This is a genomic window from Rhizobacter sp. P3_C12, from assembly GCF_056402735.1.
This window is the reverse complement of sequence record NZ_JBFUGW010000045.1, coordinates 1-13,097: the sequence shown is the minus strand read 5'-3', so window position 1 is coordinate 13,097 and position 13,097 is coordinate 1. Positions and strand designations below refer to the sequence as shown.

The window sequence follows — 13,097 nt, the reverse complement described above, 5'->3', positions numbered from 1 at the left end:
CTCGTCGAGCGAGGGGTTGTCAGTACCCTTGCGCGAGGCCAGTATTGCGGCGCGGATCATTGGCGCCATAGAACCGGTTCTTGCCGATCGGCTTGCCACCCAGCGACGGGGCACCCACCAGGATCGCCGCCACATGGTTGGCCGGCTGCGGGTTGCCGAGCTTGTGCCCCATGTCGGTCAGGATCTTGCGCGTGTCGGGGCTCAGCGCGTTGACCTCGACGTTGGTCGCCTCCGGCAGCCACTGCTGGTGGAAGCGCGGCGCATCGACCGCCTCCTGCACGTTCATCCCGTAGTCGACGACGTTCAGGATCGTGTGCACCACCACCGTGATGATGCGGCTGCCGCCGGGCGTGCCGGTCACCATCACCGGCTTGCCGTCGCGCGACATGATGGTCGGGCTCATCGAACTCAGCGGGCGCTTGCCCGGGGCGATCGCGTTCGCCTCGCCCTGCACCAGGCCGTACATGTTCGGCACGCCGATCTTCGCGGTGAAGTCGTCCATCTCGTCGTTCAGGATCACGCCGGTCTTCGCCGCAGTGACCTTGGCGCCGAACCAGTCGTTCAGCGTGTAGGTCACGGCCACCGCATTGCCCTCCTTGTCGACGATCGAGTAGTGCGTGGTGTTGCTGCCCTCGTGCGGCTCGACGCCGGGCTTGATGTCCTTCGACACGCCGGCCTTGGCCGGATCGATCACGCCGCGGATCTTCTCGGCATAGCCCTTGTCGAGCAGCCGGTCGAGCGGGTTCTTGACGAAGTCCGGGTCGCCCAGGTAGCTGTTGCGGTCGACATAGGCATGGCGCATCGCCTCGATCTGGTAGTGCACCGACTGCGCCGAGCGGTAGCCCAGGTCCTTCAGCGGATAGCCTTCGAGCACGTTCAGGATCTCGCAGATCACGACCCCGCCCGAGCTCGGCGGCGGCGCCGAGACGATGCGGTAGCCGCGGTAGTCGCACTCGACCGGTGCGAGTTCGCGGGTCTTGTACTGGTCGAGGTCGGCCTGCGTGAGGATGCCCTTGCCGGCCAGGCTGGAGGCGACGATGGCCGCCCCCACCGAGCCCTTGTAGAAGCCGTCCTCGCCCTTCTGCGAGATCAGGCGCAGCGTCTTCGCGAGGTCCTTCTGCACCAGGCGCTGGCCCGGCTGGAACGGCTGGCCCTTGTTCAGGAAGATCGCGCCCGAGGCCGGGTCCTTGCGGAAATCCTCGGTCGACGTGAGCAGCATGTCGACATCGCCTTGGTCCAGCACGAAGCCCTTGTCGGCGAAACCGATCGCCGGTGCGATCAGCTGCGCCCGCTTCATCGTGCCGTACTTCGCGCGTGCCAGCTCCAGCCCCGACACCGTGCCGGGCACGCCGACCGCCAGGTGGCCGGTGGTGCTCAGGCCCTTGATCACGTTGCCGCTCGCGTCGAGGTACATGTTCGGCGTCGCGGCGAGCGGCGCCTTCTCGCGGAAGTCGAGGAAGGTCTTGCGGCCGTCGGCCAGCTGGATCGTCATGAAGCCGCCGCCGCCCAGGTTGCCGGCCGCCGGGTAGACCACCGCCAGCGCATAGCCGACCGCGACCGCCGCATCGACCGCGTTGCCGCCCTTCTTCAGCACGTCCACACCCACCTGCGTCGCGTAATGCTGCGCGGTGACGACCATGCCGTTCTCGGCGGCGGCCGGTGCGATCGACGCGGCATGCACCGTCCAGCAACACACTGTTGCGGCGGATACCACGAAACTCTTCAGCAGACGACGGGTCTTCATCGTGACGTTCTCCTCGGAGGTACCGAATGGCACCAGTGGTTGGAATTCGGCAGGATAGTCGCAAAGCCTTGCCGCCAATGGGGATAGGCACAAGATTTGCCGACGTTTTGTTGCAAGTATTCGCTCACATTAGCCCTCTGACGGATGGACGGCCCGGCACCATCAGCACTCTCGGAAGTCGAGTGCTAATATCAAGGGAACGAAAGGAATTTCAGCATGTCTGATGCTTCCATGAGCCTCACCAAGACCCTGTCCCCCGATACCGCCCTGACGCTGCGCGACCCGTTCGCGATGGTGCCCTCGCTGGGCAACCTCGATGCGTACATGTCGGCGATCAATCGCATCCCGCTGCTGACGCACGAAGAAGAAGTGTCGTTCGCGCGCCGGCTGCGCGAGCACGGCGATGTCGAAGCCGCCGGAAAGCTGGTGCTGTCGCACTTGCGCCTGGTGGCGTCGATCTCCCGCCAGTACCTCGGCTACGGCCTGCCGCACGGCGACCTGATCCAGGAAGGCAACGTCGGCCTGATGAAGGCCGTCAAGCGATTCGACCCGGATCAGGGCGTGCGCCTGGTCAGCTACGCGATGCACTGGATCAAGGCGGAGATCCACGAGTACATCCTGAAGAACTGGCGCATGGTGAAGGTCGCGACGACCAAGGCCCAGCGCAAGCTGTTCTTCAACCTGCGCTCGATGAAGCAGAGCATGAAGGAAGACGCCGCCGACGGCTCGACGCACCGTGCCACGCTGACGCAGGCCGAGATCGACCGCGTCGCGCAGCAGCTGAACGTCAAGCGCGAGGAAGTGCTCGAGATGGAGACCCGCCTGTCCGGCGGCGACATCGCCCTCGAACCGCAAGGCGACGACAGCGAGGAAAGCTACGCGCCGATCGCCTACCTGGCCGACGACAGCAGCGAGCCGACCCGCGTGATCGAGGCACAGCGCCGCGACTGGCTGGCCGGCGACGGCATCGCGCAGGCGCTCGACGCGCTCGACGCACGCAGCCGCCGCATCGTCGAGGAGCGCTGGCTGAAGGTGAACGACGACAGCTCGGGCGGCATGACGCTGCACGACCTGGCCGGCGAGTACGGCGTCAGCGCCGAGCGCATCCGCCAGATCGAGGTCGCCGCGATGAAGAAGATGCGCAAGGCGCTGACCGAAGCGGCCTGACCCCCGCCCACACCGCGCGGCGGACAGCAGAAAGGGCCCCTCGGGGCCCTTTTTCCTTGCTGCATGCGCCCGCTGTTCAGGTGCTGGCCAGCAAGGCTTGCAGATCCGACTTCAGCGCCTCGCTGCCGCTGCCGTAGCGCGTGAACAGCCGCAGCTTGCCGCTGGTGTCGAACACGTACGAGCCGGCGGTGTGGTCCATCGTGTAGCTGCCCTCGGTCTTGCCGGGCACCTTGGCGTAGAACACCTTGAACGACTTGGCGACCGCCGCCGTCTGCTCGGCCGTGCCGCGCAGCGCGACAAAGCTCGGGTCGAAGCTGCCCATGTACGCCTTCAGGATCTCCGGCGTGTCGCGCTCCGGGTCGATCGTGATGAACACACCCTGCACCTTGTCGCCGTCGGCACCGAGCGCCTTCTTGACCTGCGCCAGCTCGGCCATCGTGGTCGGGCAGACATCGGGGCACTGCGTGTAGCCGAAGAACACGACCGTCAGCTTGCCCTTGAAATCGGCCAGCGTGCGCGTCTTGCCGTTCTGGTCGGGCAGCGACAGGCCGCTGCCGTAGTCGGCACCGGTGATGTCGACCGCCTTGAAGGCCGGCGTCGACGACGCCAGCTGCGGCAGCTTGTCGCAGCCGGCCAGCAGGGCGGCCGCGGTGAGCAGGGGCGCGAACAGGAACGCGGTGGCAAGGGATCGGCGGTGCATCATCACAGCAGGGGGCTCAGGTAGTGGTCCACCAGCAGCGCGGCGAACAGCAGCGACAGGTGCCAGATCGAGAACAGGAAGGTGCGGCGCGCGAGCGCATCGGAGTACGAGCGCCACAGCTTCCACGCGTAGCCGGTGAACATCGCGCCCAGCACCACGGCCGCGGCCAGGTAGATCCAGCCGCTCATGCCGAACACGAACGGCAGCAGCGTCGCGGCGAACAGCACGAAGGTGTACAGCAGCACCTGCAGCCGCGTGAACTCGTTGCCGTGCGTGACCGGCAGCATCGGCAGGCCGGCCTTGCGGTAGTCCTCGACGCGGTACAGCGCCAGCGCCCAGAAGTGCGGCGGCGTCCACAGGAAGATGATCAGGCACAGCATCAGCGCCTCGGGGCCTACGTCGCCGCGCATCGCGGCCCAGCCCAGCACCGGCGGCATCGCGCCCGACGCGCCGCCGATCACGATGTTCTGCGGCGTCAGCGGCTTCAGCACCACGGTGTAGATCACCGCATAGCCGATGAAGGTGGCGAAGGTCAGCCACATCGTCAGCGGGTTCACGAACAGGTAGAGGACGGCACTGCCGATGGCGCACAGCACGCCCGAGAACAGCAGCGTCTGCGTGTTGGTCAGCTCGCCCTTGGCGGTCGGCCGCCACGCGGTGCGGGCCATCTTCGCATCGATGTGCTGCTCGACCAGGCAGTTGAACGCCGCCGCGGCGGCGGCCACCAGCCAGATGCCTGCCGTGCCTGCCAATGCGGGCTTCCAGTCCGGCAGTCCCGGCACCGCGAGCAGCATGCCGATGACGGCGCAGAACACGATCAGCTGCACCACGCGCGGCTTGGTCAGCGCGTAGAACTGCCGCCAGCGCGGCGGATGCGCGACGCGGGTGTCCGTGGCGGCAGGGGGAGTCAAGGTGTTGGACATGGGCAGCGAACCGCTGATTTTACGAGGCGTGCCGCCAGGCCGCAGCCGCGGGAGAACGCCGCCCGACGGACAAAACGTCCACATGCGCACGCGCGAGCAGCGCCGCCAGCAGCGTGAGCAGCGCCGCGGCGCCGCCGGTGTGGGCCAATGCCGCCACCAGCGGCCAGCCGAGCACCACGTTGCCGAGCCCGCTGGCCAGCTGCCAGGCCGCGACCGCCGCGAAGCGCAGCGCCCAGCGGCGCAGCGCCGGCTCGCCGCTCGCGTGCAGGCGCCAGGCGAGCAGCAGCAGCGCCGACAGCGTGACGAACGCGCCGATGCGGTGCACCACGTGGATCGCCGTCAGCGCGGCGAACGGCAGGAAGCCGCCGTCCTTGCCGGCACCCAGCTCGCGCCAGACCGCGAAGCCGTGCTCGAAATCCATCGCCGGCCACCACGCGCCCTGGCAGGTCGGGAAATCGGTGCAGGCGAGCACCGCGTAGTTCGTGCTGACCCAGCCGCCCAGCGTCACCTGGGCGAGCGCGATCGCGAGCACCGCCCACACCGCGCGGCGCAGCGACGCCGGCATCGCGAGCGGCGGCCGGTGGTCATCGGCCTGGGCCTGCGCCTGCACCGCGAGCAGCATCAGCAGCACGAGGCCGCCGAGCAGGTGCAGCGTGACGATGGCCGGGAACAGCTTCATCGTGACGGTCAGCGCGCCGAACGCGCCTTGCACGCAGAAGCAGGCCAGCGTGATCGTCGCCCACCACGGCGACAGCCCGTGCACGTCCCGCGGCCCGCGCAGGCGCTGCCACCAGGCGGCCGCCGCGATCGCGACGGCCAGCACGCCGAGCCCGCTCGCAAGGTAGCGGTGCACCATCTCGACCCAGGCCTTGCCGTGCGTCACCGGCCCGCCGGGCAGCGCGGTCTGCGCTGCCTCGATGTGGCCCTGCGCGCCCAGCGGGCTCGCGTTGCCGTAGCAGCCGGGCCAGTCGGGGCAGCCGAGCCCGGAATCGCTGAGCCGCGTGTAGGCACCGAACAGCACCAGGTCGAAGGTGAGGAACAGCGTCATCACCGTCAGCGCGCGCAGCCGCGTCGCCGGGTGCGCGCGGCGGTGCCGCAGCGCGATCCACACCAGCGGGCCGGTCGCGAGCAGCACCGCCACCAGGGCCATCGTGGCCAGCGGGCTCAGGTCGTAGGACGCCACCGCGCTCATCTCAACGCGCCGGGCGTCCGGGCTGGTCCCACGAGGCCGATGCGCGCAACAGCTTCTCGATGTCGCGCTTCAGCCTGGCCGCATCGGGCTTCGGCGGCACCCGCATCATCCACAGCCCCATCGGATCGACGAGGTAGATGTGCTGCGACAGCGCCTGCCCCTCGGCCGGCGCGAGCCAGGCCGCGAGCCGCTCGCGCGAGACCCGCAGCACCGCGGCCGGCGTGCCGACCGAGATCGCCTGCATCACCTCCGGCCGCGGCGCGCCCGCGCCGGTGACGAGCCAGACCTTGTCGACGCGTTCCTTCTCGCGCCCGAGCGACTCGCGGATCTGCCGCTGCAGGTAGAGGTGGTCCTCGCAGGTCTTGTCGCAGGCCGCATCGCCGACCACGACGATCAGCCACTGGTCGCGCAGGGCCGCGGCCGCGACCGGTTGGCCGCCCAGCGTGCGCAGCCCGAGGTCGTCGGGCATCGGCCGCCCCGGTGTGATCAGCTCGCTGTAGTTGGTGCGGCCCTCGGGCCGGATCACGAAGTAGGTGACGTACGACGCGATCACCGGCGCGGCGCACACCGCCAGCACCAGCAGCATGCGCAGGCGGCCGGCCGCGGTGCGGCGCTGCGCGTCGGCCAGCGCGGGCGACGGCAGCGAATGCACGCTGAAGCTGAGCGGGCTGTCAGGCACGGCGCCGGAGCCGGGGACGGAGGAGTTGGAACCAGACATACAGACCTGCCATCAGTGCGCACATCGCGAACCACTGGAACGCGTACCCATAGTGCTTGTGGATGTCGACCGCGGGAGCGGGCCAGTGGCGCGACAGGCCGTCGGCCGGTTCGTCGAGCTGCTGCACCGACAGCGGCCGCAGCGTCACGCCGAACTCCTTCGCGAACGCCGCGAGGTCGAGATTCTGCCGGATGGTACCGGGGACACCGCCCGCGAAGTCGAACAGCCGTGCGGGAGGCGGGGCGATCAGCCCGCTCACCTCGACGCGGCCGGCGGGCGTCGGCACGCTCGGCACGCGGGTGCGGTCGGCCATGTCGCGCGGTGCCCAGCCGCGCTGCACCAGCACCGCATCGCCGCCCGGCAGCACGAGCGGCGTCACGACGAAGAAGCCCGGGCGGCCGTTCATCTGCCGGTTGTCGAGGAAGACGGTGGCCGCGGGCCGCCATTCGCCCTGCAGGCGCACCGGCCGGTAGTGCTGGGCCTCGGCCTCGGGCGCGGTGCGCGCGAGCGTCGCATCGTCGAGCGGCGCCAGGCGGCCGCGCTCGTCGAGTGCCGTCTGCAGCGCCTGCTTCTGCGCGGCCCGGCTCAGCTGCCACAGGCCGAGCCGGGCAGTGCTGCCCATGCCCAGCAGGGTGGCGATCAGCACGATCGCGGCGAGGGTGCGGGTGGAATAATCGGTGCCCATGAAATACCTGATCGGCGTCGCCTTCGTCCTCATCATCGGCGCGCTGGCGTTCGCCGGTGTCTTCATGATGCGCGACGGGCGCGACGGCAAGCCGAAGACCGGCAACATGATGCGGGCGCTGGCGGTGCGGGTCGGCCTGTCGGTGCTGCTGTTCGCGATCATCCTGTTCAGCTACTGGATGGGGTGGATCCAACCCACCGGCATCCGCACCAGCTGAACCCCGGATTGGCATCCGGGCTACGAATGAAAAGAGCGCCCCGCGAGGCGCTCTTGTTTCATCGGACGTCGCTCAAAGCCAGTAGACGACGATGTAGAGGCCGAGCCACACGACGTCGACGAAGTGCCAGTACCAGGCGGCACCTTCGAAGCCGAAGTGGCGCTGCGGCGTGAAGTGCCCGCGCTGCAGGCGCAGCGTGATGAACAGCAGCATCAGCATGCCGACGAACACGTGGAAGCCGTGGAAGCCGGTCAGCATGAAGAAGGTCGAGCCGTAGATGCCCGACGACAGCTTCAGGTTCAGCTCGCTGTACGCATGGTGGTACTCGTAGCCCTGCAACGTCAGGAACAGGATGCCCAGCAACACCGTGACCCACATGAAGGCGATCGTCTTCGCGCGCTGGCCGGCGATCAGCGCATGGTGCGCGATCGTCAGCGTGACGCCCGAGCTCAGCAGCAGCGCGGTGTTGATGGTCGGGATCGGCCACGGGCCCATCGTGCGGAACGGCTCGACCGTGCCGGCCGGCGCGCCGGTGAAGCCCACGCCCGAACTCGGCCAGATCGCCTTGAAATCGGGCCACAGGATCGCGTTGTCGAAGCTGGCGAGGTTGGGCACTGCATGCAGCCGCGCCCAGAACAGCGCACCGAAGAACGCGCCGAAGAACATCACCTCGGAGAAGATGAACCAGCTCATGCTCCAGCGGTACGAGACGTCGATGCGGTCGCTGTAGAGACCGCCCTCGCTCTCGCCGATCGCGTCGCCGAACCACTGCTTCAGCACGAAGGCCCACCACAGCAGTCCGAACAGCACCAACCAGGCCGCCCAGCCGTGGCCATTGACCCACTGGCCGCCGCCGAAGATCATCATCAGCAGGCCGAAGGCCGCCATCACCGGATGCCGCGAAGGCGCCGGAACGAAGTAGTGAGGGGCCTGGCCCGAGTGCGTCGCTGACGACATGTGTTCTCCTGCTAATCCGATCTGTCTGTCTCTTGCTCTTCAGCTCGCGGCGGCGACACCGCTGGCCAACACCCACTGCACCAGCACCACGAGCACGATCACGAACAACGCGGCGCCGAGGACGCCCGCGATGATCAGGTGCACCGGGTTCAGCTGCTCCACATCCTTCTCGTAGTCGCCCGACTTGCGCACGCCGAAGAACGACCAGGCGACCGCCTTCATCGTGTTCAGGAACGAGCCGCGGCGCTTGACTGCGTCTTTCAGTCCGTCACTCATGAGCGCGGCTCCTTCGAAGCCGGCGCGGCGACCTTGTCGGTCGTGGCCGCCACCTTGCCGCCCGCCACCTCGAAGAAGGTGTACGACAGCGTGATCGTCTTCACGTCCTTCGGCAGCTTCGGGTCGATCACGAACACCACCGGCCACTGCTTGGCCTCGCCCGGCTTCAGCGTGTGCTCGCTGAAGCAGAAGCACTCGAGCTTGTTGAAGTGCGGCGAGGCCTGCTTCGGCGCATAGCTCGGGATCGCCTGCGCGGTCATCGTGCGGCCCTGCACGTTGCGGAACTCGTACATCACCGTCGCGAGCTCGCCCGGGTGCACGTCGATCGAACGCTGCATCGACTTGAACTCCCACGGCCCGCGCGCGTTCGCATCGAACTCCACCGTGATGGTGCGGCTCGCGTCGACCTGCGTGTTCCTGCTCGGCGCATCCGAATTGCCCGGCACCGCGCGCTCCGACAGCGACAGCACGTTGACGCCGAGCGCCTCGCAGATCGAGCGGTACATCGGCACCATCGCCAGGCCGAAACCGGCCATCGCGACAGCCACCACGACCAGCTTGCCGGCCATGCGCAGGTTGTCGGTCTTCAGGCCGTTGTCGTTCATCGCATCAGATTCCGAAGAGCGCGGCCTTCGCCATGAAGCCGATGAAGAAGACGATGGCCACCGAGGCCAGGATCCATCCCAGCCGGCGGTTGTTCTTCTTCTGCTCGGGCGTCATGTCAGCCGATCACCTTGGTGGCGGCCGCGTTCAGCTTCGGCGGGTGCTCGAAGGTGTGGAACGGCGCCGGCGACGGCACTTCCCATTCCAGGCCTTCGGCGGCTTCCCACGGCTTCTGCGGTGCCTTCTCGCCCTTGCCGCGCATGCACGGCACGACGACGAAGAAGAAGAAGTAGACCTGCATCAGCCCGAACCAGAACGCACCGATCGACGCGACCATGTTGAAGTCGGCGAACTGCATCGGGTAGTCGGCATAGCGGCGCGGCATGCCGGCCAGGCCCAGGAAATGCATCGGGAAGAAGGTCAGGTTGAACGAGATCAGCGAGCCCCAGAAATGGATCTTGCCGCGCGTCTCGCTGTACATCACGCCGGTCCACTTCGGCGCCCAGTAGTAGAAGCCGGCGAACATCGCATACAGCGAGCCGGCCACCAGCACGTAGTGGAAGTGCGCCACCACGTAGTAGGTGTCCTGCAGCTGGATGTCGACCGGCGCCATCGCGAGGATCAGCCCGGTGAAGCCGCCCATCGTGAACACGAAGATGAAGCCGACCGCGAACAGCATCGGCGTCTCGAAGGTCATCGAGCCGCGCCACATCGTGGCGATCCAGTTGAAGATCTTCACGCCGGTGGGCACCGCGATCAGCATCGTCGCGTACATGAAGAACAGCTGGCCGGTGACCGGCATGCCGGTCGTGAACATGTGGTGCGCCCAGACGATGAACGACAGGATCGCGATCGATGCGGTGGCATACACCATCGAGGTGTAGCCGAACAGGCGCTTGCGGGCGAAGGCCGGCACGATGTGGCTCACGATGCCGAACGCCGGCAGGATCATGATGTACACCTCGGGGTGGCCGAAGAACCAGAAGATGTGCTGGTACATCACCGGGTCGCCGCCGCCGGCGGGGTTGAAGAAGCTGGTGCCGAAATGGCGGTCGGTCAGCGTCATCGTGATCGCACCGGCCAGCACCGGCATCACCGCGATCAGCAGGTAGGCGGTGATCAGCCAGGTCCAGCAGAACATCGGCATCTTCATCAGCGTCATGCCGGGCGCGCGCATGTTGAGGATGGTGACGATGATGTTGATCGAGCCCATGATCGAGCTCGCGCCCATGATGTGCATCGCGAAGATGCCGGCATCCATCGACGGACCCATCTGCAGCGTCAGCGGCGCATAGAGCGTCCAGCCGGCCGCCGGCGCACCGCCGGGCATGAAGAACGAACCCACCAGCATCAGCGCGGCCGGGATCAGCAGCCAGAAGCTCAGGTTGTTCATGCGCGCGAACGCCATGTCGGGCGCGCCGATCTGCAGCGGCACCATCCAGTTCGCGAAGCCGACGAAGGCCGGCATGATCGCGCCGAACACCATGATCAGCCCGTGCATCGTCGTCAGCTGGTTGAACAGCTGCGGGTTGACGATCTGCAGGCCCGGCTGGAACAGCTCGGCACGGATCAGCAGCGCCAGCATCCCGCCCACGATCAGCATCGTGAACGAGAACAGCAGGTACAGCGTGCCGATGTCCTTGTGGTTGGTCGCGTAGACCCAGCGGCGCCAGCCGTGCGGGTGGTGGTGGGCTTCGTCGTCATGCCCGGCGTGGGCGTCGTGGCCGTGGCCGTGCGGATCGAGAACTGCGCTCATGGGTAGCTTCCTTTGGGCGACTCTGGCTTGTTGCTTGCGTTATTGCTTGCGCTGCGCGAGCACTTCGGACGGCTGCACGGTCTGGCCGGTCTTGTTCGACCAGTTGTTCTTCGTGTAGGTGATGACTGCCGCAAGGTCGGTGTCCGACAGCTGCTTCCACGACGGCATCGCACCGTTGTTCTGGCCGTTCAGCACCACGTGGATCTGCTTGGTCTTGTCAGCGTCGAGCACCACCGGCGACTTGTCCAGCGGCTTGATCGGGCCGCCGCCCAGGCCGGTGGGCAGGTGGCAGGCGGCGCAGTTCGCGGCGTAGACCTTCTCGCCGCGCGCGAGCAGCGCGGGCTGCTCCCACACCTTGGCAGGATCGTCGGCAGCGGCCGCCATTTCCTTCTTCTTGCCATCGACCCACTTCGTGTAGTCGGCGGCCGAGACCACCTTCACGTGGATCGGCATGTAGGCGTGTTCCTTGCCGCACAGCTCGGCGCACTGGCCGTAGTAGTCGCCGATCTTCTCGGCACGGAACCAGGTGTCGCGCACGAAGCCGGGGATGGCGTCCTGCTTGATGCCGAACGACGGCACCATGAAGGCGTGGATCACGTCGGTCGCGGTGGTGATCACGCGCACCTTCTTGTCGACCGGCACGACCAGCGGGTTGTCGACCTTCAGCAGGTAGTCGTCGCCGGACGGCTTGCCGGAGTCGGACATCTCGCGCTGCGTCACGTCGAGCGTCGAGACGAAGCCGATGCCTTCGCCCTCGCCCTTCAGGTAGTCGTAGCCCCACTTCCACTGGATGCCGGTGGCCTTGATCGTCAGGTCGGCGGCGCTGGTGTCCTTCATCGCGACCACTACCTTGGTGGCGGGCAGCGCCATCAGGATCACGATGACGAAGGGCACGATGGTCCAGATGATCTCGACCGTGGTGCTCTCGTGGAAGTTGGCCGGCTTGGCACCCTTGCTCTTGCGGTGCTTGATGATCGAATAGAACATCACGCCGAACACGCCGAGGAAGATCACCACGCAGATGATCAACACGAAGTAGTGCAGCCAGCGCTGCTCGGCGGCGATCGCGGTGACCGGCGGGTGCAGGTCGAGCTGGTTGACGGCCGGTCCTCCCGGCAGGTCGTTGACGGCCATGGCAGCCGATGTGGCCAACGCGGCGCCCAGGCCCAGGCTGAGTTCTCCCGCCCGCTGCCAAAGTGTTTTCGTCTGCTTCATCATGGTCGTTTCAGTTTTCCCAAAATCACACCGGAGACGGCCGCGCCGCCCCTTGTTGCCAGCGCCGCAGCGCATGGCGCAATTCCTGCGCCAGCTGGCTGCGCAGCTCGGGCCGCACGAAGCGCCCCACCGCAATCCGCCGCCCCTGGCCCGACAACTCGATCAGCGACTGGTCGCCATGCGCCGGCTCCACCCGCACCCAGGCGGGCTGGAACTCCACCCGCTCGACCTGCGGCCCGTTCGCGACTTCCACCGTCAGCCGGTCATCACGCAGCACGATGCTCTCGCTGTCGGTCGCGTGGCGTGCGTACACCCACAGCGCCAGGCCCAGGGCTGACAGCTCGATCCAGGTGAAGGTCATGATCATTCGCGCCCCCTGGAACCAGAACATCGCGGCAATGCCCAGCGACAGGACGCACAACGACAGGTAGAACGCGAGCAGCTGCCTGGGCGCCATCGAGCAGTTGCGCTTGAGCAGCCAGTCGATCGACCAGCCTGCCGGGCCACCCTCCCCGCGGGATTCGTGACCGAAGCGAAACTCTGCCCGGGGTGCCGAGGGCTGCCACGCCGCCGACGAGCTTGTGGACATACTGCGCCTTCTCCAGTTGCCTCCAGAGATCTGTTCTTCGACGGACCCTCTCCGACCCGCGCTGCCGCACCCCTTGGCCGCGCACCCCGGACGAATCCGCATTTTTCAAGCCCGCGAGTTTAGCGCAGGCCGCCACGGCACGGCCCTCAGCGCGAACCCTGGCGCGCGCGCACCAGCGCACGCATGTCGTCCAGCGACACCGTCGTCTCGGCCGCCAGCGGCACGCGCGGCGGCGCCTTGAACGCGTGGCCGTAGGCGACTTCGAAGCTCATCGAGATGCGGCCGTCCGGCCCGGCCAGGCCCTGCAGCCCGGCGTGCAGGCGCTCGCGCCAGCGCGGCGTGCGCAGCCCGGCAA

15 protein-coding genes and 1 pseudogene are annotated in these 13,097 nt (G+C 67.5%); 2 read left to right on the top strand and 14 right to left on the bottom strand.

Annotated features, from left to right (window positions below):
* Positions 1-19 precede the first annotated feature (19 nt).
* Entirely contained in the window at positions 20-1,639 is a 1,620-nt protein-coding gene (gene ggt / locus AC1DXV_RS10075) for a gamma-glutamyltransferase (protein ID WP_477933439.1), read from the bottom strand.
* Positions 1,640-1,975: 336 nt separating this feature from the next.
* Here ggt and rpoH point away from each other — a divergent pair, with 336 nt between their 5' ends.
* A complete protein-coding gene (gene rpoH, locus AC1DXV_RS10070) occupies positions 1,976-2,911 on the top strand; it encodes an RNA polymerase sigma factor RpoH (protein ID WP_465114173.1) in 936 nt (311 codons plus the stop codon).
* Between the two features lie 76 nt (positions 2,912-2,987).
* Here the strand turns inward: rpoH and AC1DXV_RS10065 are convergent, their stop codons facing one another.
* Genes AC1DXV_RS10065 through AC1DXV_RS10045 form a run of 5 tightly spaced genes read right to left on the bottom strand, consistent with a single transcriptional unit; the run spans position 2,988 to position 7,129 of the window.
* Positions 2,988-3,614, bottom strand: a complete 627-nt coding sequence (locus tag AC1DXV_RS10065; RefSeq protein ID WP_477865855.1) for an SCO family protein — start codon at positions 3,612-3,614, stop codon at positions 2,988-2,990.
* Positions 3,614-4,534 carry a heme o synthase gene (gene cyoE / locus AC1DXV_RS10060; protein WP_477865854.1) on the bottom strand — a complete coding sequence of 307 codons (921 nt, stop codon included), beginning with the start codon at positions 4,532-4,534 and terminating at the stop codon, positions 3,614-3,616. The genes AC1DXV_RS10065 and cyoE overlap by 1 nt, the downstream gene beginning before the upstream one ends.
* Before the next feature lie 19 nt (positions 4,535-4,553).
* On the bottom strand, positions 4,554-5,726 hold the full coding sequence (locus AC1DXV_RS10055) for a COX15/CtaA family protein (RefSeq protein WP_477865853.1): 1,173 nt from the start codon (positions 5,724-5,726) through the stop codon (positions 4,554-4,556).
* A 1-nt stretch (position 5,727) separates the two neighbouring features.
* Positions 5,728-6,444: an SCO family protein gene (locus AC1DXV_RS10050; RefSeq protein WP_477865852.1), complete on the bottom strand. Its 717-nt coding sequence runs from the start codon at positions 6,442-6,444 to the stop codon at positions 5,728-5,730.
* Positions 6,398-7,129, bottom strand: a complete 732-nt coding sequence (locus AC1DXV_RS10045) for an SURF1 family protein (protein WP_477865851.1) — start codon at positions 7,127-7,129, stop codon at positions 6,398-6,400. Before AC1DXV_RS10045 ends, AC1DXV_RS10050 begins: the two co-directional genes overlap by 47 nt.
* Between AC1DXV_RS10045 and AC1DXV_RS10040 the strand changes: the two genes are divergently transcribed.
* Entirely contained in the window at positions 7,128-7,346 is a 219-nt protein-coding gene (locus AC1DXV_RS10040; protein ID WP_465114114.1) for a twin transmembrane helix small protein, read from the top strand. The genes AC1DXV_RS10045 and AC1DXV_RS10040 overlap by 2 nt on opposite strands.
* Positions 7,347-7,418: 72 nt before the next feature.
* On the opposite strand, the gene AC1DXV_RS10035 is transcribed toward AC1DXV_RS10040, so the two are convergent.
* From AC1DXV_RS10035 to AC1DXV_RS10000, 8 genes and pseudogenes are all read right to left on the bottom strand, one after another.
* Complete coding sequence (locus AC1DXV_RS10035) at positions 7,419-8,303, bottom strand: cytochrome c oxidase subunit 3 (protein ID WP_477865849.1); 885 nt, start codon at positions 8,301-8,303, stop codon at positions 7,419-7,421.
* Positions 8,304-8,342: 39 nt separating this feature from the next.
* The gene (locus tag AC1DXV_RS10030) at positions 8,343-8,579 is read right to left on the bottom strand and encodes a DUF2970 domain-containing protein (protein WP_477865848.1); all 237 of its coding nucleotides are present in this window, start codon (positions 8,577-8,579) and stop codon (positions 8,343-8,345) included.
* Positions 8,576-9,184 carry a cytochrome c oxidase assembly protein gene (locus AC1DXV_RS10025; RefSeq protein ID WP_477933425.1) on the bottom strand — a complete coding sequence of 203 codons (609 nt, stop codon included), beginning with the start codon at positions 9,182-9,184 and terminating at the stop codon, positions 8,576-8,578. The genes AC1DXV_RS10030 and AC1DXV_RS10025 overlap by 4 nt, the downstream gene beginning before the upstream one ends.
* Positions 9,185-9,188: 4 nt before the next feature.
* On the bottom strand, positions 9,189-9,299 hold the full coding sequence (locus AC1DXV_RS10020) for a cytochrome oxidase small assembly protein (RefSeq protein WP_477865846.1): 111 nt from the start codon (positions 9,297-9,299) through the stop codon (positions 9,189-9,191).
* A gap of 1 nt (position 9,300) precedes the next feature.
* Complete coding sequence (gene ctaD / locus AC1DXV_RS10015; protein ID WP_477933423.1) at positions 9,301-10,938, bottom strand: cytochrome c oxidase subunit I; 1,638 nt, start codon at positions 10,936-10,938, stop codon at positions 9,301-9,303.
* A 39-nt stretch (positions 10,939-10,977) separates the two neighbouring features.
* A complete protein-coding gene (gene coxB, locus AC1DXV_RS10010) occupies positions 10,978-12,153 on the bottom strand; it encodes a cytochrome c oxidase subunit II (RefSeq protein WP_477871137.1) in 1,176 nt (391 codons plus the stop codon).
* Positions 12,154-12,178: 25 nt separating this feature from the next.
* Positions 12,179-12,742 carry a DUF2244 domain-containing protein gene (locus tag AC1DXV_RS10005; RefSeq protein ID WP_477871139.1) on the bottom strand — a complete coding sequence of 188 codons (564 nt, stop codon included), beginning with the start codon at positions 12,740-12,742 and terminating at the stop codon, positions 12,179-12,181.
* Between the two features lie 146 nt (positions 12,743-12,888).
* Positions 12,889-13,097: pseudogene (locus AC1DXV_RS10000) on the bottom strand (biotin synthase); the annotation flags it as partial.